This window comes from Nocardia sp. NPDC059764, assembly GCF_042732555.1.
GTDB lineage: Bacteria > Actinomycetota > Actinomycetes > Mycobacteriales > Mycobacteriaceae > Nocardia.
Map to the genome: position 1 here is coordinate 1 of NZ_JBHWHH010000074.1, position 23,592 is coordinate 23,592.

25 protein-coding genes and 1 tRNA gene are annotated in these 23,592 nt (G+C 65.5%); 13 read left to right on the plus strand and 13 right to left on the minus strand.

Features of this window, described 5'->3' with window-relative positions:
* Window positions 1-28: 28 nt before the first annotated feature.
* Window positions 29-1,666 carry a long-chain fatty acid--CoA ligase gene (locus tag ACFV4K_RS18170; RefSeq protein ID WP_379276165.1) on the minus strand — a complete coding sequence of 546 codons (1,638 nt, stop codon included), beginning with the start codon at window positions 1,664-1,666 and terminating at the stop codon, window positions 29-31.
* A gap of 516 nt (window positions 1,667-2,182) precedes the next feature.
* On the opposite strand from ACFV4K_RS18170, the gene ACFV4K_RS18175 reads away from it, so the two are divergent.
* The 5 genes from ACFV4K_RS18175 to ACFV4K_RS18195 all read left to right on the plus strand — a co-directional run bounded on the left by ACFV4K_RS18175 (window position 2,183) and on the right by ACFV4K_RS18195 (window position 7,126).
* Window positions 2,183-3,652: a flavin-containing monooxygenase gene (locus ACFV4K_RS18175; protein ID WP_379276167.1), complete on the plus strand. Its 1,470-nt coding sequence runs from the start codon at window positions 2,183-2,185 to the stop codon at window positions 3,650-3,652.
* A 70-nt stretch (window positions 3,653-3,722) separates the two neighbouring features.
* Window positions 3,723-3,795, plus strand: a tRNA-Arg gene (locus ACFV4K_RS18180).
* 384 nt (window positions 3,796-4,179) lie between these two features.
* Window positions 4,180-4,782 carry a Uma2 family endonuclease gene (locus ACFV4K_RS18185; RefSeq protein ID WP_379276168.1) on the plus strand — a complete coding sequence of 201 codons (603 nt, stop codon included), beginning with the start codon at window positions 4,180-4,182 and terminating at the stop codon, window positions 4,780-4,782.
* Window positions 4,783-4,867: 85 nt separating this feature from the next.
* On the plus strand, window positions 4,868-5,023 hold the full coding sequence (locus tag ACFV4K_RS18190; protein WP_379276170.1) for a hypothetical protein: 156 nt from the start codon (window positions 4,868-4,870) through the stop codon (window positions 5,021-5,023).
* Window positions 5,024-5,707: 684 nt separating this feature from the next.
* The gene (locus tag ACFV4K_RS18195; RefSeq protein WP_379276171.1) at window positions 5,708-7,126 is read left to right on the plus strand and encodes a DUF1254 domain-containing protein; all 1,419 of its coding nucleotides are present in this window, start codon (window positions 5,708-5,710) and stop codon (window positions 7,124-7,126) included.
* A 398-nt stretch (window positions 7,127-7,524) separates the two neighbouring features.
* Here ACFV4K_RS18195 and ACFV4K_RS18200 read toward each other — a convergent pair whose 3' ends face one another.
* Window positions 7,525-8,238 carry a hypothetical protein gene (locus ACFV4K_RS18200; protein WP_379276173.1) on the minus strand — a complete coding sequence of 238 codons (714 nt, stop codon included), beginning with the start codon at window positions 8,236-8,238 and terminating at the stop codon, window positions 7,525-7,527.
* A gap of 107 nt (window positions 8,239-8,345) precedes the next feature.
* A complete protein-coding gene (locus tag ACFV4K_RS18205; RefSeq protein WP_379276175.1) occupies window positions 8,346-8,660 on the minus strand; it encodes a hypothetical protein in 315 nt (104 codons plus the stop codon).
* A gap of 483 nt (window positions 8,661-9,143) precedes the next feature.
* On the opposite strand from ACFV4K_RS18205, the gene ACFV4K_RS18210 reads away from it, so the two are divergent.
* Window positions 9,144-9,851, plus strand: a complete 708-nt coding sequence (locus ACFV4K_RS18210) for a hypothetical protein (RefSeq protein ID WP_379276177.1) — start codon at window positions 9,144-9,146, stop codon at window positions 9,849-9,851.
* 211 nt (window positions 9,852-10,062) lie between these two features.
* Here ACFV4K_RS18210 and ACFV4K_RS18215 read toward each other — a convergent pair whose 3' ends face one another.
* The 4 genes from ACFV4K_RS18215 to ACFV4K_RS18230 all read right to left on the minus strand — a co-directional run bounded on the left by ACFV4K_RS18215 (window position 10,063) and on the right by ACFV4K_RS18230 (window position 12,009).
* A complete protein-coding gene (locus tag ACFV4K_RS18215) occupies window positions 10,063-10,410 on the minus strand; it encodes a hypothetical protein (RefSeq protein WP_379276179.1) in 348 nt (115 codons plus the stop codon).
* A 112-nt stretch (window positions 10,411-10,522) separates the two neighbouring features.
* Window positions 10,523-10,918, minus strand: a complete 396-nt coding sequence (locus ACFV4K_RS18220) for a hypothetical protein (RefSeq protein WP_379276180.1) — start codon at window positions 10,916-10,918, stop codon at window positions 10,523-10,525.
* 579 nt (window positions 10,919-11,497) lie between these two features.
* Window positions 11,498-11,650 (minus strand): hypothetical protein, encoded by a 153-nt coding sequence (locus ACFV4K_RS18225; protein WP_379276182.1) that lies wholly within the window; start codon window positions 11,648-11,650, stop codon window positions 11,498-11,500.
* A 122-nt stretch (window positions 11,651-11,772) separates the two neighbouring features.
* A complete protein-coding gene (locus tag ACFV4K_RS18230; RefSeq protein WP_379276184.1) occupies window positions 11,773-12,009 on the minus strand; it encodes a MarR family transcriptional regulator in 237 nt (78 codons plus the stop codon).
* A gap of 270 nt (window positions 12,010-12,279) precedes the next feature.
* On the opposite strand from ACFV4K_RS18230, the gene ACFV4K_RS18235 reads away from it, so the two are divergent.
* Window positions 12,280-12,960, plus strand: coding sequence for a GntR family transcriptional regulator (locus ACFV4K_RS18235; protein ID WP_379276186.1), 681 nt, complete (start codon window positions 12,280-12,282; stop codon window positions 12,958-12,960).
* A gap of 6 nt (window positions 12,961-12,966) precedes the next feature.
* On the opposite strand, the gene ACFV4K_RS18240 is transcribed toward ACFV4K_RS18235, so the two are convergent.
* Both ACFV4K_RS18240 and ACFV4K_RS18245 read right to left on the minus strand, forming a co-directional pair.
* Entirely contained in the window at window positions 12,967-13,803 is an 837-nt protein-coding gene (locus tag ACFV4K_RS18240; protein ID WP_379276187.1) for a hypothetical protein, read from the minus strand.
* A 133-nt stretch (window positions 13,804-13,936) separates the two neighbouring features.
* Window positions 13,937-14,839: a LysR substrate-binding domain-containing protein gene (locus tag ACFV4K_RS18245; RefSeq protein ID WP_379276189.1), complete on the minus strand. Its 903-nt coding sequence runs from the start codon at window positions 14,837-14,839 to the stop codon at window positions 13,937-13,939.
* 131 nt (window positions 14,840-14,970) lie between these two features.
* Here ACFV4K_RS18245 and ACFV4K_RS18250 point away from each other — a divergent pair, with 131 nt between their 5' ends.
* The gene (locus ACFV4K_RS18250; RefSeq protein ID WP_379276191.1) at window positions 14,971-15,282 is read left to right on the plus strand and encodes an EthD family reductase; all 312 of its coding nucleotides are present in this window, start codon (window positions 14,971-14,973) and stop codon (window positions 15,280-15,282) included.
* 295 nt (window positions 15,283-15,577) lie between these two features.
* Here ACFV4K_RS18250 and ACFV4K_RS18255 read toward each other — a convergent pair whose 3' ends face one another.
* Both ACFV4K_RS18255 and ACFV4K_RS18260 read right to left on the minus strand, forming a co-directional pair.
* Window positions 15,578-15,730, minus strand: a complete 153-nt coding sequence (locus ACFV4K_RS18255; RefSeq protein WP_379276192.1) for a hypothetical protein — start codon at window positions 15,728-15,730, stop codon at window positions 15,578-15,580.
* 122 nt (window positions 15,731-15,852) lie between these two features.
* Complete coding sequence (locus ACFV4K_RS18260; protein WP_379276194.1) at window positions 15,853-16,089, minus strand: MarR family transcriptional regulator; 237 nt, start codon at window positions 16,087-16,089, stop codon at window positions 15,853-15,855.
* A gap of 168 nt (window positions 16,090-16,257) precedes the next feature.
* Between ACFV4K_RS18260 and ACFV4K_RS18265 the strand changes: the two genes are divergently transcribed.
* Window positions 16,258-17,463 (plus strand): helix-turn-helix domain-containing protein, encoded by a 1,206-nt coding sequence (locus ACFV4K_RS18265; RefSeq protein WP_379276196.1) that lies wholly within the window; start codon window positions 16,258-16,260, stop codon window positions 17,461-17,463.
* Window positions 17,464-17,783: 320 nt separating this feature from the next.
* Here ACFV4K_RS18265 and ACFV4K_RS18270 read toward each other — a convergent pair whose 3' ends face one another.
* The gene (locus ACFV4K_RS18270) at window positions 17,784-18,671 is read right to left on the minus strand and encodes an SGNH/GDSL hydrolase family protein (protein WP_379276197.1); all 888 of its coding nucleotides are present in this window, start codon (window positions 18,669-18,671) and stop codon (window positions 17,784-17,786) included.
* A gap of 131 nt (window positions 18,672-18,802) precedes the next feature.
* Window positions 18,803-19,816 (minus strand): AraC family transcriptional regulator ligand-binding domain-containing protein, encoded by a 1,014-nt coding sequence (locus ACFV4K_RS18275; protein WP_379276199.1) that lies wholly within the window; start codon window positions 19,814-19,816, stop codon window positions 18,803-18,805.
* A gap of 164 nt (window positions 19,817-19,980) precedes the next feature.
* On the opposite strand from ACFV4K_RS18275, the gene ACFV4K_RS18280 reads away from it, so the two are divergent.
* Genes ACFV4K_RS18280 through ACFV4K_RS18295 form a run of 4 tightly spaced genes read left to right on the plus strand, consistent with a single transcriptional unit; the run spans window position 19,981 to window position 23,508 of the window.
* Window positions 19,981-20,502, plus strand: a complete 522-nt coding sequence (locus ACFV4K_RS18280) for a hypothetical protein (protein WP_379276215.1) — start codon at window positions 19,981-19,983, stop codon at window positions 20,500-20,502.
* Window positions 20,503-20,513: 11 nt separating this feature from the next.
* Window positions 20,514-21,845, plus strand: coding sequence for a Dyp-type peroxidase (locus tag ACFV4K_RS18285; RefSeq protein ID WP_379276201.1), 1,332 nt, complete (start codon window positions 20,514-20,516; stop codon window positions 21,843-21,845).
* Window positions 21,842-22,861, plus strand: a complete 1,020-nt coding sequence (locus tag ACFV4K_RS18290) for a hypothetical protein (RefSeq protein ID WP_379276202.1) — start codon at window positions 21,842-21,844, stop codon at window positions 22,859-22,861. Before ACFV4K_RS18285 ends, ACFV4K_RS18290 begins: the two co-directional genes overlap by 4 nt.
* Window positions 22,858-23,508: a GAP family protein gene (locus ACFV4K_RS18295; protein WP_379276204.1), complete on the plus strand. Its 651-nt coding sequence runs from the start codon at window positions 22,858-22,860 to the stop codon at window positions 23,506-23,508. Before ACFV4K_RS18290 ends, ACFV4K_RS18295 begins: the two co-directional genes overlap by 4 nt.
* Window positions 23,509-23,592: the final 84 nt, after the last annotated feature.

Consider the following 23,592-nt stretch of genomic DNA (forward strand, 5'->3'; position numbering starts at 1 on the left):
GGCTCGAGCTGTATTACGGATACAGCGATCAGGCCAGCGTGACGACGGTCAGCGAACCCTCGGCGTGCTGGGCGCGCAGCCGCTTCTTGTCGAACTTGCCGACACTGGTCTTGGGCACCTCCACGATGAAGGTCCAGTGCTCGGGCAGTTGCCACTTGGCGAACCTGGGGGCGATGAAGTCGCGCAGCTCTTCGGGTTTGGCCTCGGAGCCCTCGATCAGCACGATGGCGACCAGCGGGCGCTCGTCCCACTTCTCGTCCGGGATGCCGATGACGGCGGCCTCGGCGACGGCCGGGTGGCCCATGACCGCGTTCTCCAGGTCCACCGAGGAGATCCACTCGCCGCCGGACTTGATGACGTCCTTGGAGCGGTCGACCAGGGTGAGGTAGCCGTTGGGGCTGATCTTGCCGACGTCACCGGTGCGCAGCCAGCCGTCGTGGAACTTGTCCGGGTCCACCTCGCCGCCGGACGGCGAGTAGTAGGAGCCGGTGATCCACGGGCCGCGAACCTCCAACTCGCCCAGCGCTTCTCCGTCGTTGGGCAGCACCGAGCCGTCGTCGGCGACCAGGCGGGCCTGCACGCCGGCCGGGAAGCGGCCCTGGGTGTAGCGGTAGTTCCAGGCCTCGTCGCCCTCGGCGCCGGCGGGCGGGTGCGCGACCGAACCCAGCGGGGAGGTCTCGGTCATGCCCCAGGCGTGCAGCAGCTTGACGCCGTGCCGCTCCTGGAAGGCCTGCATCATCGACGGCGGCACGGCCGCGCCGCCGACCACGCAGGTGCGCAGGTGCGAGATGTCCTGCGGCTGCGCCTGCAGCCCGGCCAGCACGCCACCCCAGATGGTGGGGACGGCGGCGGCGAAGGTGGGCTTGGCGGCGGCCATCATCTCCAGCAGCGGGGCGGGCTGCAGGAAGCGGTCGGGCATGAGCACATTGGCGCCGGACATCATGGCGGCGTACGGGATGCCCCAGGCGTTGGCGTGGAACAGCGGCACGATGGCGAGCACGGTGTCGGCGGCGTCGAAGCCCATGCCGTTGGGCGAGATCACCTGCATGGCGTGCAGCCAGTTGGAGCGGTGCGAATAGACGACGCCCTTGGGATCGCCGGTGGTGCCGGAGGTGTAGCACATGCCGGCGGCGGAGCGCTCGTCGATGACCGGGAAGTCGTAGCTGTCGGACTGGGCGTCGAGCAGCTCGCGGTAGGAGTGCACGGTGACGCCCTCGGGAGCCTGGAGCGCGGCCGCGTCGCCATTGGCGACGATCACGTGGCGGACGGTCTTCAGGTTGGGCAGGTACTGGGCGAACATCGGCAGCAGCGAGCCGTCGACGATCACGACCTGGTCTTCGGCGTGGTTGGCCACGAACACCAGCTGTTCGGGGAACAACCGGATGTTCAGGGCGTGCAGCACCGCGCCCATCGCGGGGACCGCGGCGTAGACGACCATGTGCTCGTTGTTGTTCCACATGAAGGTGGCGACCCGGTCTCCGACGCCGATGCCCAGGTCACGCAGGGCATTGGCGAGCCGGGCCGCGTCCTGGCCGACCTCACGATAGGTCTGGGTGCGCAATCCGTCGCCGGTCCAGGTGGAGACATGACTGTCGCCCTGGAAGGTGGAGGCGTAGCGCAGCAGTGTCGCCAGCGACAGCTGCTCGTCCTGCATGGTGCTCAACATTTCCCAACCGCTCCTTGCATGTGCCTACGAGTGACGTGAACTGAGTCACTTGCGGCGAGCCTAGCCGAATTCGGACATCAGCTGCGAGGGAGTCGTCCCGAGGCGGGGGACGAGGTCTCGGGCTGCGGACGACGACCCCACCCTCGCCGTCCGCAGCCCGTTGCCGACCCGCCGCCGCCCAACACGACGACCAGCCGACTCCGCGGTCCTGATCAGCGACACGGCGCGCTGACGACGCCCCCTGCGGCGGCGCAGAATAGCCAATCACTAACCAGGACAAGCAAATTGGAGCAAAGACTTCCGTGAATATAGGGAGTGCGACACCGGGCTGTCCAGTCGGGGACAGCGTCGCAGGTCAGGCGGCGCTCACTGACCCGGACAGTGGGCAGTGAGAACGACATTCCGGCAACTACCGGCATCCGAATCCGGGCTCACAACCCGGAGTGGCCGAAAATACCGATTCACTGACCGGCGATGTCTGCATGACCAGCGGTAATGCGCTCTACCGTTGCTGGTATGCAGCGGGAGCCGTCCATTCTGATCATCGGTGCCGGATTCGCCGGACTGGGTATGGCGCTGGAATTGCAGCGCCACGGCCTGACCAACTTCACCATTCTGGAGAAGGCCGCCGACCTCGGCGGAGTCTGGCGGGAGAACACCTATCCGGGCGCGGCCTGCGATGTGCCGTCGCCGCTGTACTCGTGGTCGTTCGAGCCGAAATCGGATTGGCCGCGGCGATTCTCGCAGCAGGCCGATATCCACGCGTACATGCGCACGGTCGCCGAGAAGCACGGTCTGCCCGCGAAGATCGAGTTCGGAGCCGAGGTGGTGGACGCCGAGTTCGACGAGTCGAGCGCGATGTGGCGGGTCCGCACAGCCGACGGCGTCACTCACCTGGCGGATGTGCTGATTCCCGCGGTCGGGCAGCTGTCCCGGCCCGCCATGCCGAATCTGCCCGGCATCGATTCCTTCACCGGCGCGGCGTTCCATTCGGCCGAATGGGATCATTCGGTGGATCTGACCGGTAAGCGGGTGGCGTGTATCGGCACGGGAGCCAGTGCCATTCAATATATTCCGGCGATCCAGCCGAAGGTCGACCATCTGACCCTGTTCCAGCGTTCGGCCGCCTGGGTGCTGCCGAAGTTCGACGTCGAGTACACCCGGCTGCATCACGCCCTGTTCGAGTACGTGCCCGGTGCGCGGCTGGCCGAACGGTTCGCCATCTGGACCTTCTTCGAGGTGATGGCGTTGGCGCTCACCGATATTCCGGCGATCAAGCATCCGGTGATCGCGATCGCCGACCGGCACCGCGCCAAGCAGGTTCCCGACGAGGCCCTGCGCGCCAAGCTGACCCCCGACTACGCGGCGGGCTGCAAGCGCGGCCTGTTCTCCAACGAGTACTTCCCCGCCCTGTCGCAGCCCAATGTGACGGTCGAGACCACCGCCATCGAGGCGGTGACCCCCAACGGAATTCGCACCGCTGACGGCGTCGAGCACCCGGTCGACGTGATCGTCTACGGCACCGGTTTCAAGGGCACCGAGTTCCTGGCCCCCATGCACATCTACGGCCTGCACGGCCGCAAACTGGCCGACGAGTGGTCCCCCGAGGGCGCCCGCGCCTTCCTGGGCATGTCGGTCCCCGGTTTCCCGAACCTGTTCCTCATGTACGGCCCCAACACCAATGTCGGGTCCGGCTCCATCATCTACATGCTGGAGTCCCAGTCCCGCTACATCCGCCAGGCCATCTCCTACCTGTCCCGCCGCCCCGGCCGCTACCTGGCCGCCACCCCCGAGGCGGAACAGTCCTGGGACGACTGGCTGCAGCGCCGCCTGAAGGACACCCCCTGGAACTTCTGCTCCAGCTGGTACCGCAACGCCTCGGGCCGCATCACCAACAACTGGCCCGGCGCCACCCTGCTCTACCGTTGGAAAACAACCAGATTCACCCCGGCGGCCTACCTCGAATCCGAGGCCTCCCGCCGCTGACCCAGCGGATGCGACCCCCGAGCCCCCAACCAGGTAGACTGCCGACGACCCGGCCTCGGCCGGGCGGTCAGCCCTCGTAGCTCAGGGGATAGAGCACCGCTCTCCTAAAGCGGGTGTCGCAGGTTCGAATCCTGCCGAGGGCACAACGAAAACCCAGGTCAGAGTTCCTATCGGCGCCGACACTTCGCCACCTGAAGCGCTTTTTGCCCACATTCGGCCCCGGTCGCGGCCCGGTGCTGGGCATCCAGCTGGTCGGCCACGTTCAGGGCACCAACCAAAGGGTCACCGGCGCACTCGCTTTCGCGGTCACCGGAGGCCTGACGGTGGCGGCGATTCTGCGGTTCTGGCTGGGCTCGCCGGCGGGTCCTATCCGGCCAATGCCAGCGCCGTTGGCCCGGCCCTCACCCGCGCCTCAATCGGCCTGGTCACATCGCCCTTGTACTGCTGTAACGTCGGGTCAGGCCGTATCGACCCGATCCCGGAGGATCGCCATGACATCGACAAGCCGGTCCGATATCCCCGACCGCATGACGTGGGAGGAGCTCGAGCTCCTGCCGCAGGAGGTCGCCCGGCAGATCGAACTCCATAACGGCCGCGTGGTGTGGGCCCGCATGCCCAAGCCGCGGCACCAGCGCTTCAGCCGCAGGGTCGGGAATGTGCTCGAGCGCAACGCCCAGGCGGCGATGCGGACGGGGGAGCCCTCCGGCTGCTGGCAGGTCGATATGGAATGCAACGTCTTCTTCAACCACAGCAAGAACGACTTCCGCACTCCGGATTTCGTCGTCTACCGCTGTTTGGATGAGATCGATGACGACATCGCCGCACACGATGTCGTCATCGCCGGAGAGATCCTCTCGCCCTCGAACGGCGAGGAGGACATCGAGGGCAAGAAGGCCAAGTACGCCGAAGCCGGAATACCCTGGTATTGGCAGGTCACGTTGGTTGCGGGCGATATCGCGGTGCTCCGCGTCTATGCGCTCGAAGAATCCACGAATCTGCCCAACGGCATCGTCCCGCTGCGACAGCGCAATTTCATCCAGACTCATGAGTTCGTCGCCCTCGACGACCATAAGATTCATCTCGACCTGCCGTTTCCCATCGATATCGACTGGGCCGAACTGAGGTTCTGAACGGGCGGTCACCACAAATCACCGCAGGACCGGCGTCGCCTTCAGCCGTTCGACACCAATCGCACTGTGGCAGCTGAGTTCGGCCGTGGAGCGCCGCGAACCCGGTCAGGCGTTGCGTATCGCGGAGACCCTGAACCCGGCGGACCTACCCAAGGTTTCGCGCTACGCCCTCTACTTCGTGGAGGTCGGCCCGGCGTACGCGAGTAGCGCGACCACCGCGCGACACTTCACGCCCTGTTGAGGGCCGAACACGCTGCGCCCCAACATATTCGCGGGCTCGCCCCGGTGCGCGAACTGGTCGGCGCGATGCTACGGGCAGTGCGGCGGGATCTCGCCACCGGGGAACTGGGCAAACTGGCACAGCGCGTAGGCGTCGTACCTGCCTGACCTCCAGCTCGAGAACTTGCCCGGCACAGTCCGATCGCGGTGGGGCTCGGGACATCACAGCAGGTACGCGTCAGGAAGTGGATCTGAGCGCGCCCATGAGCTGCTAGAGCCAGCCGTGCGGAGCGGCTGGGGGCGGTCGCGGTTGGACCGGCGGGTTCGATGCAGAGGCTGTTCGGTTCCGGTACGCGAGTCGAGCTGTGAGCAGGGTGTTTGACGTGCAGATATTCGATGGCGTCGCGGTCGAGTTCCGAAGCGGAGTAGCGTCACCGTCGAAGAACAAGTAACCCGCGGGCAAACCGCCACGCGCACAGACTCATTGAGCCCGCCCGGTGTTCCGGGCGGGGCTCAGCTGCGTCTGGGCGGTGTGCGTTGGCCGGTTCGGTCGGCGCGGTTTGCGGCATGAGCGGGTGTTCGTAGCTCGCGACGCGGGTGTCTGGTGCCCCTATGGTGCGGGTTCTGGGTTTAGCCTCGATGATGCCTTAGTTACTTGATGGCAAATCTAGTTGGGTCGATCGTGCGAGCCCCATGAGGAGGGCCTGTGAGTTCGAGATCGTATCGAGGCAAGATTCTCGCCGTCGTGGTCGGTGCAGCGGTACTCGCGCTGGGGATGACCGCGTGTTCGAAGAGTTCCTCGTCGGGTTCGGGTGTGAGCGAGGAGGCGGCGATGAAGGCGTACGTGTATTCCTATCCGCTCGTGTCGGTGGAGGTGACGCGGCGGCAGTCGACCAATGTGCCGGGCCCGGACGGAAAGGGGGCCGCGCCGATGAACCAGTTCGCGAACATGGCATTCCTGCCCGACGCGTCCTTCACCGGCGTGGTCCGCGCGAATGTCGACACCCTGTACTCGTCGATGTTCTACGACGTGTCCAAAGAGCCCCTGGTGATCAGCGTTCCGGACATGGGCGAGCGGTATCACCTGTTCCCGATCATGGACATGTGGACCAACGTGCAAGCGTCACCGGGTACTCGCACCCTCGGCACCGGGCACGCCTACCAGTTCGCCATCACCGGCCCGAACTGGCACGGCACCCTCCCCGACGGCGTGCACGAGTACAAGATGCCCACCGACGGCGGCTGGATCATCGGCCGCATCCAGGTCAACGGCCCCGATGACATTCCCGCGGTCGTCGCGATCCAGCAGCAGCTGACCGCCGCGCCGCTGAGCGCCTACGGCACCGCGTACACACCGCCGGAAAACACCGACCTGCACCCCGATTGGCCGGTCGGGCAGGAGGTCGCGAAATACATCCACGACCTGAAACCACAGCAGTACTGGGACCTCTACTACTCGAGCCTGTCGCACAACCAGGCCCGTCCCGAAGACAAGGACCTGCTCGACCAGCTGGCAAAGGCCGGGTGGACACCGGACAAGGAACTCGACCTGTCGGCGCTGCCGGAATCTGACCGCAAGATTTGGGAAAACGCCTGGCCCAAGGCGCTGTCGAAGATCGAGGCCGATCTCGGCGGCACACCGGCCAACGGCTGGAACATCGCTCGCACCGGCATGGGCGCCTACGGCACCGATTACGACCGGCGCGCGGTGGTGGCCCACGGCGGTCTGGGCGCAAACCTGCCCGAGGACGCGATCTATCCCAACACGCGGATCGACGCCTCCGGCGCGAATCTGACCTCCGACCGGAGCTATGTGCTGCATTTCGCGGCTGACGAGATCCCGCCCGTGCACGCGTTCTGGTCGCTGACCATGTACAACGACAAGGGCTTCTTCGTGACCAACCCGATCAACCGCTACGCCGTGCGGGGCGAACAGATGCGCAAGAACCCCGATGGCTCGCTGGATGTCTACATCCAGCGCCAAACCCCCGGCGCGGAAAAGGAATCCAACTGGCTGCCCACTCCTGCATCAGGTGAGTTCAATCTGATGCTGCGGCTGTACTGGCCCGACAACAAGATCATCGATGGCACCTGGAACCCACCGGGTGTGAAGACAGCGGCCTGACCGTGCCGGTGACCAGTGCGCCGTACTGGTCACCACACGAGAATCGGCACTATGGTGCACTCGGCCGGCCTCGGATCGGCACGGCCAGTTGATCTTCCGATGCTGCACGCCGGCCGGACCGGTCAGCGCGGTATTCGGCAGATTAGTACGTTCCCAGAGCTAGGTCTGGAGGTCGATGAGAGGGAGGATATCCCGAAAACGGCCTAACGGGAATGACCGTCACCGCGACCTGCGCCGAAAGAACCGGCGCGCGTTCGGATGCGACAGCGAGCAGTACGACGACAAGAAATCGTAGGCCGCCAGCGAACCAGGACCCGCTGATCTCCGAGCAGGGAGATCAGCGGGTCCTGCATGAACAGCCACTTGCGGAGTGCGCGAGAACTAGCGACCAGGTGTGGTCAGTCCTCTTCCTCGAAGGTCATCTCTATAGCAGCCTCCGCGACCGCTTCCGACCAGGCATTATCCCGCCTCATTTTGTCGTCTATCGCTCGCCAGCGCTCGGCGAGATTTCCCACACCGCGGTCGAGGGTGGCGGTGTGCCCGAGCGCCTCCACGATATCCGGTGCTGTGCTCGGCAATCCTCTTTGCCTGTCTCGGTATCCATGCTGGCGGCACTCCGGTCGGCAGAACTTGGAACGGCGACCGCGACTTTGCTCACGCAACGGGCATTCGCAGGTACGTGCTGCGCACAGTCTCATTTCCGCAGTCACCTCGGCCACACAGCCGTGCTTGGGGCACTTGAGCAGTCGCGCACCCCTGCTTTCCGCTGCACGCTCCCAGATCCCCATGGACAGGTCCCGCAGCCACTGGTCGTACGTCTCTTTCAGTTGTGGCTCGTCGTGGATTTTGGACCAGATCCTCCCTTCGCGAGAATTCATCTCGTGCGGCTTCGCTGCTCTCTTGCCTGCGGAGGATCCTGCGGCGTCTTCTGCGTATCGAGCCATGATGAACATCGCGGCGACGAAGGTACCCAACGTGTCGCTCAGATTCACCCCGCGGGGATCGTTGACGAGTTCCTCGGCGGCCTCGGTCATCGCTACCGGGAACATGTCGCACATCCCATGGACCATCTCGGTGATCGCGGTCGCTTCGTCCTGGGTCAGCAACTGCATACCAACATAGGCGGACAATCTCCGCTGGACTGCGTTCAGGGTCCCTGCGACCGAGACCCGGTCGGTGGCATGTCGTTCAGTTGGGCGGGATGAAGAGCGCCGACGACTCACTGCTCCTCCTTCTCACTGTCGGATTCGTTCAGGACGGGGCTCATCTCACTGTCGACGGGCGTTGTCTCGCTCTCGTCCTGCTCGCCCTCACCCTTAGGAAGTATGGCCCGCCGGCGGGGGAGCCAGTGCGGCCATCGGTCGAAAAGCGTTGTGGCCGTGCTGAACACCTGTGGAACATCCTCGGGGCGCGCACGGAACAACGCGAGGGCGAACGCAACCAAGACCGCGAAGGCGAGCACCAACACCGGCAGCTGAAGCCAGAACACCAGCCAACTGCCACCCTCGGCGAGGGCACTCCATACTCTGGACACCGTCAATCTCCTTTGAACGCAAAAAGCCCCCCGGCGCGGATGCGTAACCGGGGGGCTTGGACGGAACGAAAAAGCCCCGACCGACTGGTCGGGGCTCGCGATAGGCACACGAGTGCCGTTCGTGATGATCAGTCACGCAAAACTTTCAGGATCGCAAGAACCCGAAAGTTGAGGTCAGCCATGCATTCGCGCGGTCTGGCTTTTCGTAACGAAGGACAAAAAGAATAGCTCCAGAGAGCAGTCCGACGTGCTGGACGGGTCAGCGTGGGCTACGCCGTGCCGCAGTCGATGGGCGGCGGCACCTAGTAGCGCTACTCCCGAATCATGGTCTGCGCCGTGCTCCGTATCCGCGGTGTCAGCGGCATGTGCGGATATCGGCTGCTGGATTGGACCGACACCGACCATCGGTATTGTCCAGCGGTGACGGGCTGCTGGGTTTTTGTGGGTCGCAGGCAGCAATTTGCGAGGTCGTTGGGAGGGCCGATGGCGACGGGGGCAACCCGCGCGGAACTGGCACGGGAGCTGAAGGCAGCGATGTGCACGGACCGCGGCTTCATGATGCACCGGGTGGATGACGGCTACGTCTTCCGCAAACCTGTTGCAGGTGAGCACTTCTTGGGCGTGTTGGAAGTCTTCGCCGACCTTGTCCTGAGGTACGGAGAACTGCGAGTGACCGGCATGGGCTCGCTGGCGGTTCCCGCCCTGCAAACCGCTATCGATGCAGTACCGGATGCAGCGGTCAGCAATCTCGATCTGTCCGACGGCAGGCCCTACTCCACCGAACTCGCCATCGAGAGCTTCGGACGCAGCGGCAGCATCGGAGCAGCCGCGCAGGAGATCCTGATCGAGACCGACGACGACGTCCAAGCCGCCGTCGAAGAATTCCTCAACATGGTCGACGGGCCTGTCAGCAGCTGGGCCACGGCAATATTGGCGGTCGAGCCACTACTCAACTCAGCGTCATCGGCGGCCGACGACAGCCACCCCCTGTTCGTCCGGCGTCTGATCCTGTTGCTGTTATCGCTGAATCGGGCAGAGGACGCCGTGCAGGTAATGGATGCACACCTGCGGTCGAAGCTGCACTTCGGTGAGCGCGAGTCGCGCGCACCCAAGTTCGAGCAGCACCTACTCGATTCCTTCCCGTCCTACCGTCGCGCCCGAGAAACCCGCCAACAGGCTCACTCGCACTGAGCTGACGAGCATGCAGTCCCGACGTCAGACCGGATGGATCGTCGTGCAATCCGCAGAGCAGGACGTTCGGGGCAAGCCGACGCGGGTCCGATCGGAGTTCAAAGCCATTCGGCCCGTTGAGCTTTGAAGTCGACCATTTGGCCGTTCCGAGCCCGGCATGACCGGATGTGCGGTCAGCGACGGCCGTGCAAAGCTTGCCGCAGCGCACGGCTCAACTTCCGCTGCAGACTCGAAGAGTCGCGATGGTCTGCACATCCGAGAAACCCGTGGTGATCGACCAATCCAAGCCGGACCCGTAGACATCACTGGCGAAAACGAACTCGGTCGCCACCAACGACCGCCGCCAGTCACGAGCACTCAGTGGCTCGTTCGCGATCAACGCCGAACTCAGTCGGCGCCCTTGCTCGTACAGATCAGCCACGCTCTGGAAGTTCATCGCTACCGCGAGCGCGTCACTGCAGCGAGTGGGGCCTCCCCACTCCCTCAGCCCGCAACGCAGCACCTCGCGCTCATCGTCCGACAGGTCGATCGCGACCAGGTGATCCGAATACACCGGCACAGAAGGACCGATTAAAATCTCCCGCGCCAATGGCCGGCTCGAACAGCGCGGTCAGCGGCATGTACGGATATACGACGTGGTGTCTTGCGGTGGAGATGTCGTATTTCGACCACTACTGCCGCGCTGGCCGGATGGTGATAGCTTCGCCGTTCAGTAGGTTCAGAGCGAAGACCTCGGTGGTGCCTTCGTACATGTCCCTGAGAGCTGGCTGGAAGTCCGCGACGTCCAATTCGTACAGCGACCCGTCGGGATCCACGAACGTGCAGATCCTTTCGATCGTCGATGCCAGCGTCACCGGTTTGATCTCCACGGGAATCAGCTCGATCTCTGTACCTGCACGGTAGGAACGCCCAACGGTTACTCCTGAACTCAAGACCTTGAGCTTGAGATCGTAGGTGTGCTCGCCCTTCTGCGTGTTGTGGCGGAGGAGGCTCTGGACCAGTGCTGGTTCGCTCTCGAAGCTGATCGTGTCACCGGCACTCAGGGCCTCTACCGCAACAGTTGCCATCGTCGCAGCGTATCCGGCACCCGAAACTGATGCGATATGCCTCGTAGACAAGTGGTTTCACCAGGATCTGTCGGTAGAGGCGGTACACGCTCATCGGCATTACAGCGCGTACGCAGTCCGTACGCAGCAGCGCCACACGGCACGGCTCTCACCAACGAGCCCAACAACAATTCGCCCCGGTCAGGCCATCAGGCCAACCCCGCCAACGCTGCCAACCACTCACGTACCGGGCAAAACAGACTCAGGAGGCTCTCCTGAAGCGGGTGTCGCAGGTTCGAATCCTGCCGAGGGCACACCGTCAGCGCTGAACTTGGCCGACGTTGTCGGCCGAGCGCAGTGGTCAGGCTGCGCTGCGGTGTGATGTCGGCCTTCGGGTGGGCCGGGCAGGTCGCGGCCGTCTCGTGTCGGCGGCGATGGCCCATCGCTCCCGTTCGATCCGGGCCCTGATCGCGCCCACACTGTTTTCCGGGGGAATTCGCTGCGGCCAGAGCGCGGCCCGCAGCAGCGCGGCACCAGGGACCAGGAACGCCACTATCCATCCCCAAAAGAGTGCGGTCTCGTGGCTGACCAGGTAGGCGATCATTTCTCCAGTTCCTCACTTTCGGAATTCGTTGCACGCCCTGAAATTTCACGGACACTCGGATGCTCCGCGTCGATGGCGGTCACGCCCAGGGATTCGAGGGCCGTGACGTCGGCTTCCAGTTCGCGCAGCTGCGTCAGGTACTCATCCATGGGGATCGGCCACCCGTCCGACCCGACCACCGACCACGACCCATCCGAGCGCTGGAGGTAGCGACCTTCGAGCTCGATACCGGGCTGTGCGGATTGCCTTGCGGGCCGCACCCTTCGGCGGCTCATCGGGCATACCGCCTGAACTTCGTGGCCCAAGCCGCGCGCCCTCTGGGGGTGATCGACCAAAGGGACGCGTGCGGGACGGCCACCACCAGTCCGCGCGACTCCAATTGCCCGATCGCCCGGCGGGCCGAACACCCGGTGATCTGAGCCTGTTCGCCGATCTGGGCGGCGGTCAGCATTCCGCCGGGCGCGAGCACGCCCAGCACCGCCGCCTCTGCCATCGACCCGGCTGCCATCGGTACCCCCTTGGAGTCCAAATCGTTTCGCGGCCTATGTAAGCAGTGCGAGGCGATTCAGCACCGACAACTCTGCGCCGGTGGGACCTTCGATCCGTCCCCGCACTACCCAAGTCGCTTTAGCGTATACGCAGTTGCGTATACGCACAATGCTAGGCGTATACAGCGGTTGATGCGTCATGACCGCCGATATGATCAGTGGGTATACGCAGTTGCGTATACTGAAACGCATCCATTGCACTGCACCGGGCATCGAGGGGCTGAAACCTGATGGGAGAACCTGCTTACGTCTCCATCGCGGGCGAGTACGCACGCCGAATCCGAACGGGGACACTGCCACCCGGATCCCAGCTGCCCAGCCTCACCGAGATGGCCGTTGACAACGGCGTCTCGGACATAGTCATCCGCAGGGCGATCAAGCTCCTGCTGAGCCAAGGTCTTGTCCGCACGATCGAGCGCCGCGGGACCTTCGTTGCGGATCGACCGAACCTGATCCGGGTCTCACCCGAACGGCAAATGGAACGTCCCGAGACAACCTTCGGTCACGAGTCCGATCACGCGGTTCGAATCGAACACGACTCGCAGCGCATATCCGCTCCCGCGACCATCGCGGAGCCGCTGAGCCTCGCCAATGGCACTGAGATCACCCGCGTCACCACCCGCGCCAGCGAGAACGGCAAACCGATCTCGATCTCCGATTCCTACCAACCCCTGGGCATCCACGGCACGACGACCGCGGCGTTCCTGGAGGAAACGATCGCCGACCGACTACCGACCCCAGCCCATGCCGCATGGCTTGGCACGCCCGCAGGCGAGTTGGTCAAGACGGTCCATCAGCGCTTCGTGGACCCCGACGGCCGCGTGATCATGATCTCCGATGTGTCCTATCCGCTCAACCGGTACGACGCATTCGTATTCCGCATGGCCCTCACAGATGACGACGAGTCCTGAAGGCGACTACCGGCGCACCCACCCCTGGGCAACATCGGATAGATTCCACCACGAAATATATTGGAGTGGAGCGGCTTTCAACTCCCACCCCTCCACTAGGGCATCAAAGAAGGCATCATCGCCAGTCTTGCCGCCCTTGGGTTCACCGATGAAGACCAGCCGCTGACCTCCGTGTTCTTCGAACCGCGCAAGGGCTTCGGAGGCCATCGGACTGCCCCAGCCGGGCGGCCAGCACATCAGAAGCGTGTAATCGGCCTTGTCTTCGGTCCGATCCAAATACTGTTCCAAACCGCCGACGCGATGCCAGACATCACGCTGACCAGCAGCACCGGGGAAAGAAACGTTATCGGCGATATCCGGCGGTTCCGAGTCGTACGCGGCCGTCTCCACCCCTGCGCGCTCGAGCTGCGCAGCCCAATACCCGCGCCCTGCACCGAGTTCGACAACACCGCTCGCTCCGCAGAACTCCCGGATCCACATGACTGTTCGCGGCGACGGGATGGCGTACGCATACGCGGTCTGAAGGATCGTTTGAGCGAACGCGAGTCGAGCGCTCCCGGACGGCCTACCACCGTCCACAACCCATCGGCCATCCCGCTCCGACACCGACGACTCCACGATGTCCCAGTAGGGATTCCCGCTCGGAGACTCGCCGCCCGTCATGTAGTGCACAAGCTTCAGATCGAATGCCGCGTCAGCGTGCTGATCACCCGTGCCAGGCAACATCGGCGCGGTCTCCAGGTACTCCGCGACGTTCGGGTACCGAGCCCGCAAGCCCTGCTCGTCACCGAGTAGCGCAGCCAGTTCACTCCGCCGCTCGGGCGTCAGCGCGAGATCAGCCATGCCACCAATTGTGCCTTTCGGCCGGTCAATCCTGGCTCACTTCACCGTGATCGAACACATCAGGTTCAGCTGTCCCGTCGCCTCCCAGCCGCCACTCCGGCGAACCGTCGGCGATCTGGGTGACTGCTGCGCGTCAGTCCGGCAGCCAGTGCAGCTCGTGTGCCAGGGTTTTGGCGACGGTGCGGATGCGGCGGTGGAGTGGTGACTGCACACGCGGGAGGACCAGGTGGATGGTCATGGCGGGTGCGCCCCGCAATGGTCGCCACGTGAGGCCGGCCGGTTGTGTCGTGGCCGCGACTTCACCGGCCGGAGCGAGGGTGAGCCCGTCGCGTAGGTCGTGCTGAGACATGTCGAAAGAGACTGCGGACGTGTGGAATTGGGGGCTCGGCCGGGTGTCGCGGAACAGTGCGGACAGCTGATCGTGGATCACGGGGTTGGCCGTACGGTCCGGGAGTCGCAGCGGATACGCGGCCGCATCGGCGATCTCGATCTCCGGGTGTTCGGCCAGCGGATGATGCTGCGCCAATTGGACCCCGACGCGCATCCGCCGCAGCAGGAACCGGCGCACGTCACGACCCGGCTGTTCACCGCGGGTGATCCCCGCGTCGATGCGGCCGTCCGCGACCGCGGCGGAGATCTCCGGTGTCGCCATCGGGACCGCACTGACCTCGAGTCCCGGGCTGTTGCGAATGAGCCTGTCCACCAGGGCCGGCGCCGTCTCGGCCCCCGCGCTGAGGCTGTATCCCATGCGCAGCGTGCCCATTTCACCGGCCCCCGCGTTCCGGGCGGTGTCCCATGCCCGGTCCAGCGCCGCCAGCGCGGGCGGCGCGGACTCCGCCAAAGCCGCACCGGCCGTGGTCAATACGACGCTACGCGTGTCGCGAACCAGCAGGCTGGTACCGAGTTCCGCCTCCAATCGGCGCATCCGGGCACTGAGTGCGGGCTGTGCGATACCGATCCGTGCGGCCGCGCGGGTGAAGTTCAACTCCTGCGCCAGCACCAGAAAGTACCGCAGGCTCACCGTATCCGGCGCCACGCGCCCTCCCTGCCGATTGATAACGATCCGTTCTGAGTCTATCGCCTTCCGGTCTTTCCCTCGACCACACATCAAGCCCTAACCTGCGCATATGACGATTCAACCGACCGTGGTAGCCGCAGGAGGCAGTCATGCATAAATTGCTGGTCCTCTATCCCAAGCCCGCCGACCCCGACCACTTCCGCGACTACTACGTGAACAACCACCTTCCGCTGGTCTCGAATTGGCCCGGCGTGCTCGCGTGGCGCTACAGCTTCGACGTGGCGTCGAGGAACGGAGAAGCGCCGTATTTCGCGGTCTTCGAAGCCGATTTCGATGACGCCGACGCCTTGGCCGCGATGCGGGCGTCGGAGTACGGCCAGCGGGCGGCCGACGATGTCGTCAACTACGCCACCGGCGGTGTGGTCGTCATCGACTATCCGGTGCAGGACGGCATCGGCTGAGGCAGGACGGCACGCTCCGGTCGGCCGACATCCCCGGCTGAGCGCGGCGGTCAGGCTGTGCTGCGGTGTGATGCCGGCCTTCGGGCGGGCCTCGCGGGCCGCACAGGGCGCGGTCGTCTCGTGTCGGCGGCGGCCCATCGCTCCCGTTCGATCCGCGCCCTGATCGCGTCCACGCTGTTCTCCGGGGGTATTCGCTGTGGCCGGAGGGCGGCCCAGACCAGCGTGGCGCCGGGGGTGAGGAACGCCAGCATCCATTCCCAGAAGAGGGCGGTCTCGTGGCTGACCAGGTCGGTGATCATCGCTCGAGTTCCCCTCGTTCGGAATTCACTGCACCCCAGGCAATTTCACGGACAATCAGAGGCTCCGCGTCGATGGCTGTCACCCCCAGGGATTCGAGGGCCGAAACATCGGCCTCCAGTTCACGCCGCTGCGCCAGGTACTCATCCATCGGCACCGGCCACCCGTCCGCCCCGACCACCGACCAGGACCCATCCGAGCGCTGGAGGTAGCGGCCTTCGGGTTCGATACCGGGCGGTGCGAATTGCCCTGCGGGGCAAGCCCTTCGGCTGTTCATCGGGCGTACCTCCTGAACTTCGTGGTCCAGGCCGTGCTTCCTCTGGGGGTGATCGACCAGCGGGAGGCGTACGGGACGGCCATCACCAGACCGCGTGATTCCAGTTGCCCGATCGCCCGGCGGGCAGACCACCCGGTGATCTGGGCCTGTTCGCTGATCTGGGCGGCGGTCAGCATCCCGCCGGGCGCGAGCACGCCCAGCACCGCCGCCTCCGCCATAGTCCCGGTTACCATCGCTACCCCCTTGGTCGCCGATGCGTTGTGGTCGAGTACCGAGCGCCTCGTGGACGGCGGCGGATACCCGCTTCCTGACCTTCGCAGCGCGGGCACCGAACTTTGTTCCCCCGGGAACACAAGGCACGTAACCTGTGCCTTGTCAGGGCGGATCGGAGGGAGCGGCTCATGATCGACGAACAGGACACCTATATCGGGCAGCGGGTCCGCGAGATCAGGGCGCGGCGCGGGATCTCGCAACAGGTGCTGGCCGACCGCTCCGGGATCAGCCGATCGGTGATCGCGAAGTATGAGACCGGGCTCCGGCCCGTGGACTCCCGACGCACCCTGCTGGCCTTGGCCGAAGCCCTCGGATGCACACTCGGCGACCTGACCGGCAGCGACGACCGGATTGACCCGTCCACCAGCGCATTCCACCGCGCCGTGCCCACAATCGAAACTGCTTTGTGGACCCGGGGCGACGTGACCGACACCCGCCCACCGCGCACCCTGGACGAACTGAGCGCAGCCGTCGAGCACGCATCACGGCTGCGGCAGGGCGGGGATTACGCCGCACTAGGCCCGCTGTTGCCTGATCTCCTCAACGACGCCTATCACCTCACCGAGCGGGGTGGCCTTGCGGCGTGGGACCTGCTGGCCACCGTTGCCTATGGTGTGTCCTCCGCGCTCCGGCAGCGCGGCCATGATGCCCTGGCATGGACGGCTGTGCAGGAATCGGAACGTGCGGCGGCGCATGCCGATTCGCTGGCCCCGATCGCCGCCGCCCAGTTCCTGAAGTCCCAGGTTCTCGCAGCACGGCCAGGCGCTCTGTCGGCCGCACTGACGGTCGCTACCGGCGTAGCCGATCAGCTGACACCCGATGCGAGCACGCGCGGTGAACTGGAGACTGTAGGGATGGCACGCCTCCAGGCCGGGTTCGTCGAGACCCTGGCCGGAGGCGACCCGCAACCCCACTTGGATGAAGCCGCCGAGATGGCGGGCAGGCTCACCGGCGCACCGTCCGGCCACAGCACCGCACGCAATCGAACCTTCGGCCCTGCCAACGTCGCACTGTGGCAGATGAGTTCGGCCGTGGAACGCCGCGAACCCGGCCAGGCGCTGCGCATCGCAGAATCCCTGAATCCGGCGGACCTACCCAAGGGTTCACGTCATGCCCTGTACTTTGTGGAGGTCGGCCGGGCGTACGCGATGAAGCGCGATCACCGCGCGACGCTTCACTCCCTGCTAAGGGCTGAACACGCTGCGCCTCAACATGTTCGCGGTCTGGCTCCGGTGCGCGAACTGGTCGGCGCGATGCTGCGGGAAGCACGGCGCGATCTCGCCACCGGCGAACTCGGCAAGCTGGCACAGCGCGTCGGCGTCGTGCCCGCCTGAGGTGTCAGGACAAAGGACGGCCCCGCGACCATCACCGTGGCCGCCCTTTCGCTTGCCCGATCGATCGCCCTAACCGGGAAGTAGGGCCGCGTTTTCGGGCTGCGCTCGGGCAGCGTTGTTCGAAGTCGCGGCGCCGATCTTCCAGGAGCAATCCGACGGGGAACACGCGGACGGTACACAGCACGGTTCAGGGCCGCTCGAACGAAGCCAATTGACTGCCGAAGCTGCTCTGCGGGTGCGGAAACCGCTACGAGATCCGGCGAACCCCAACTGCAAGTCCGAGGGTGCCCAGCAAATCCTGGCCTGAGGTGGCTCCGGATTCAGCGGCCGTAGCGGGTGTGGATGGCGTTGGCGAGGGCGGTGTCGCCCTGGGCCGACGGGTGGAAGGGGAGGCCGTCGATTCCGGTGCGGGGGTCGAGGATTCCGTTCAGCCAGGGCTGCGAGGAGCAGAGGTCGTGGCCGGCGGTGAGGGTGCGGGTATCGAAGAAATCGATACCCAGCAGATGGGCGGCTTCTCGTTGCGCCTGGTCGATGCGGTCGAGGTACTCGACCAACGCACGGCCGCGGGGATTGATGAACGGCGCTGCGCCCAGGATGGAGAGGCAGATGGTGCTGCTGCCGGGGGTGAAGAGTTCGGGGTAGCCGACCACGACGATGCGGGCGTTCGGGGCGTAGTACTTGATGTAGGTGACGGCGTTGCTCATTCGCTTCGCCATCAGGGCGCCGGAGACACCGGTGTAATCGGTCATGCGACCCTGCTCGACCGAGTCGGGGTCACAGCCCAATTCGAGGTTGAAGACGCAGGACTGCAGGGACGTGAACAGGGTCTGATCCGAGCTTCCCCATTTGTCGTTCATCCCGAATTGCAGTGTCACCAGTTTGGTGTTCGGACCGAATGCGCCCTCTTTGTCGGCGCGCTGCGCCTGCTGAGCCATGGTCCAGCCGGGACCGCTGTCGATGGAGGCGCCGGGGCACGAAGGGTCGGATACCTGCTCGGTTCCGTACACACCCATCAGCTTGGCCAGCTGCACCGGCCAGGCGGTGGCGCCGTGTCGGTTGCAGTCGTTCTTGCCTTCGAAATGATCCCAGTCATTGGCGGAGAACGAATCCCCCAGCACCACAAGCTCTTTGCCCGCCGGAGCCGGGTCCGCGACGACGCTGCCCGCCGTCGCCGTGGTGACCGCGAGCGCCGCGATGGCCGCGCACATCCACCGTCGGCCAGTACCCCGCGACCCAACAAACACTATTGACACCCCGAATCCAGACTGAAGCGAGATCTTTTCAACTCAACCGGGCAGCGTATCCGACCGGAGGCCCGGACATCTGCCGATTCAGAAGGTCAGGGGATTTCGGACGCTATTCGCGCGCGACGCCATTCGGCGGGGCTGCAGCCGTAGTGGCGGCGGAACCAGCGGGAGAAGTTGGCGGGGGCGGAGTAGCCGAGGAGGCCGGCGGTTTCGGTGAGGGATCGGCGGGGGTTGGCGACCAGGTGGCAGGCCAGTTCGGCTCGGGTGGAGTCGAGGAGGCCGCTGAAGGTTTCGCCTTCGGCGGCCAGGCGGCGGTGGATGGTGCGGCGGTCGACGCCGAGGCTGCGGGCGACATTGTCGACCGAGCAGCGGCCGGTGGGGAGGAGTAGTTCGATGAGTTCGCGGACGCGTTCGGCGGTGGTGACGGGGCGGATGGGGAGGACGGGGTCCAGGAGCTGCTGGGTGTAGGCGCGCAGCTGGGGGTCGGCCATGGCGTTGGGGGCGTCGAGATCGGCTGTGCAGGCGATGATTCCGTTGAAGTCCTGACCGAAGGTCACATGCGGGCCGAAGGTGCGGTAATGGGGGCGGGGGTCGGGCGGGGCGGGGTGAGTGAAGCGAACCTCGACAGGCTGCCAAGTGGCGCCGCGGAATCCGGCCAGCAGGCCGTGCAGGACGCCGACGGCCAGCTCGACGGATTGGCGGGTCTCGCCGGGTTGGCCGATATCGAGGGTGAGGCGGATGGTGGCGACGCCGTTCTGTTCGGTCAGGCGGGTGCGCAGGGCCTCGTTGTAGGTGTCCTCGTGGCGTGACATCACCCGCAGGGCGCTGCGCACGTCGGGTTCCTCGCGGATGACGAGGCTCAGCGGGCCCAGGTTGGCGAAACGCCGTCGGGCGGCCAGGCGGAGCCCGAAATCGGGGCAGTCGGCCGCGACGGCCGACCTTTCGAGTAGGTCAGCTATCGCGGCGGCGGGGACCCATCGGTCCTGCAGGCTGAGTCCGACCGGGTCCAGGCCCGAAGATCGCAGTAGTCCCACCGGGTCGATCCCCAGCGATCTGCCCAGGTCAACGTATTCGTTCAGCGCTGCGTAGCGGGCCAGCGGTTTCAATACCTCTCCGATGTCCCCGAATGATCAACACCCTGTCCCGTAATGATAAGCGATCGTCATCTTATCCCCTTAGGGTTGGTTACGTTCCAGCTACCGCATTCGGATCGAAGTGGAAGGACGAGAACGTGGCCACGAGCAACGAGGATTGGTCCAAGCCCGCAGCAATGGCACTCCCCGAAACCGGGTATTTCGAATTCGAGCAGGGCAGGTACGGACCGGTCTATCCCCGCACCCCCGCCAACTTCGGATTCTCGATCATCGCCAAAGTGAAGCCCGGTCACGAGGCGGCCCTCCGCGAGCACGGCAAGGTGATCCAGTCCGCGGTCGAGCAGGACCCGAATGTGCTTGCGCCGCTGCGGCTGCACTATCTGCGCTGGGTGCTGTTCGACATCGGTGACGGCCTCACCTTCCAGTACCAGGGCATCTTCGACACCGATTTCGACAAGTACCTCGAGGACGCCCTCGACCTGTTCCTGGCCACGGGCATCACCACCGCGTTCGTGAATCTCGAGGGCTTTCCCGAGGATTGGCGCACCAACCGCGCCGCCGCCATCGAATTCTTCCGCGCGCACCAGTTCCCGAGCTTCCTCGAGTACGGCGAGTACCCGTACGTGACCTCGGACGAGATCAAGAAGGCCCTGCGACTCAAGTCGGCATTCTCGAACATGCTCGACGAGATGCAGTAACGGGATCGATCGTGCTCGAATTCGACGATATCCAGCACATCCTGATCACCCGGGTGCCCGCGCTGACCGGGCGCTACGAATTCCTCACCTTCACCGATCCGGCCGGGGCGCGCGCGTGGCTCACGGCCATGGTCGACCGCGTGCCCTCGGTCGCCGATCTCCAAGGATCGGTGGACACCGACAAGAACTGGGTGTCAGTGGCTTTCACCTGGACCGGCCTGCGCGCGCTCGGCGTCCCGGAGGACGCGCTGGCCAGTTTTCCCGAGGAATTCCGCCAGGGCATGGCCGCCCGGGCGGAAATCCTGGGCGACGAGGGCGCCAACCATCCCGACCATTGGATCGACGGCACCGCGGGCGAGGATCTGCACGCCATCGTGATCCTGTTCGCCCGCGACGCCGCCGAACGTGAACGCCGGGTGGCCGACCACAATGCCCTGGTCGCCGAATGCCCGGGCGTGACCGTGCTGTCCTCGCTGGACCTGGAGGCGGTGCCGCCCTTCGAGTACGCCCACGACCACTTCGGTTATCGGGATCGGCTGTCGCAGCCGGTGATCGAGGGCAGCGGCGAGGAGCCCACGCCCGGCAGCGGTGCGCCGGTGAAGGCCGGGGAATTCATCCTGGGCTATCCGGACGAGCGGGGCGAGCCGGAGGATCTGCCGCAGCCCGAAGTCCTTTCGCGCAACGGCACCTTCATGGCCTACCGGCGACTGCGCGAGCACGTGGGGCGGTTCCGCGACTTCCTGGCCGAGCACGGCGAGACCGCCGATGACCAGGAGCTGGTGGCCGCCAAGTTGATGGGCCGGTGGCGCAGTGGCGCGCCGCTGGTCCTGGCCCCGGAGACCGACGACCCGGAGCTGGGCGCGGATCTGTCCCGCAACAACGATTTCACCTACAAGGAGATGGATCCGCACGGTTACGCGGTGCCGCTCGGCTCCCATATCCGCCGCATGAATCCGCGCGACACCGGCGTGAACATCCAGCGCCGCAGGATGATTCGGCGCGGCGCGACCTACGGCCCCTACCTGCCGGAGGGCACGCCCGAGGACGGCGCGGACCGCGGGATCGCGGCCTTCGTGCTGTGCGCGAGCCTGGTGCGCCAGTTCGAGTTCGCCCAGAACGTGTGGGTCAACGACAAGACCTTCCACGAACTGGGCAACGAGCGCGATCCGATCATCGGCAATCAGGACGGCACCCTGGAATACAAGATTCCGAAGCGCCCGATTCGCAAGACCATCAAGGGAATTCCGGCGTTCACCAATGTCAGCGGTGGCGCGTATTTCTTTCTGCCGGGGCTGCGGGCCCTGCGCTATCTGACCACTCTCACCGACAGCGAGGAAGCATGAGCTCGTTCACCCCGGCTCGAACCTATAACCAGTACCACGTGGCCCGCCCCTACACCCCGGGCAAGCGGCGCATCAGCATCTACTGGACGTGGAGTTATCCCTGGGAGTCCCAGCGGAATCCGGCCGAGCTGGACAACCGCTTCTCCACCATGACCGAGGTGCGCCAGGTCACCTGGCCCGCCTATGAGACCCCCGAATACGACGCCGCCCACTTCCTGCAGGGCATCGCGGGCACCCTCGAGCTGTTCCACCGCTCCACCCTGCACTTCCAGCAGTTGGCCGGTGAGGTGACCGGGCATCCGGTGGCGGTGTTCCAGCGTATCGACCAGGCCGGATACAAGCAGCCGATCGACGAGCGCATCCTCGCCGACACCGACACCCTCATGGTGTTCGGCCTGGACCACCTGCTCGCGCAGGAGGCGGCGGCGCCCGAGGAGATCGCGGCCATCCAGCAGTGGCTGCAGCGGGAGGGCACATGCCTGCTGCTCGCGCCGCACCACGATGTCGGTTTCACCGATGACCTGGCGCAGCGTCAGGTGGAGTTCGAGCACCACGGTGACCCGCTGGTGCCGCGCCAGCAGCGGTTCGGCGCGTACACCCGCTCGCTGATGACGGCCCTGAACGTCCCCGTCGACAATGTGTACGGCCTGCGTCCGGCGGTCGTCGAGGGCACCCGGTCGATCGCGCCGCTCACGACGTTCCGCGACCTGGACACGCCGCACCTGCTCGACAACGTCACCACCTTCAATTTCCACCCGCACCTGCCGCACTACCAGCTCACCGAGCCGGAGAGCGATTCCGTGCGGGTGCTCGCCCGGCAGCCGATCGAGTTGTCCCGTCCGCACCCGTTCATCGAGGCGGGCAATACCGAGTTCAACACCCTGCTGTGGTTGCCGCCCAACGATGTTCGCGTCGGCGACATCGTGATGGCCGACTCCACCAACTTCACGACGCTGTTCGGCGGCACCGACAGCCTCGCCAACTTCTGGCGCAATCTCGCGGCGATGGCCTCGTGATCGCAGATCTGCTGCCCTTGGCGATCGGCGTGGCGCTCTCGCCCATTCCGGTGGTGGCGGCCATCCTCATGCTGTTGTCCGCCAATGCCGGACGGGCGAGCGTGGGCTTCGCGCTCGGCTGGGTGACGGGTATCGTGACGGTCACGGGCCTCGTCACCGCCGCCGCGGCATCGGGTTTGATGCGGTCGGCGAGCCAGCCGTCGATCGCGGCCTCGGTGATCAAGACCGTCATGGGACTGCTGCTGGTGTACATCGCGGTCCGCCAGTGGGGCAGTCGCAAGGACGACTCGATTCCGGGGTGGATGAAGGCCATTGACGAACTCGGGGTCGCCAAGGCCGCGGGCTTCGGACTGCTGGTGTCCCTGCTGAATCCGAAGAACCTGCTGCTGTGCATCACGGCGGGGGTCACCATCGGCACCGCGGGCCTGAATCCGACCGGTACCGCGACGGCCTTGACCGTCTTCGTCCTGCTGGGCGCGGCCTCCGTGCTCGTCCCCGTCGGCGGGTACGCCGTCGCGGCCGATCAACTGCGCGGCGCTCTGGCCCGTCTGAAGAACTGGCTACAGGCGAACAATCACACCGTGATCGCCGTGGTGTTCATGGTCATGGGCACCACCGCCCTCGCCAAGGGCGTGAGCGGATTCTGACGGGCCGGCGTGATTTCCGGCGGGGGCCGGGTGATTTCGGGGGGGAATCCATGAGAAACGTCGGTCGCTGCGCACTCGCCGCGG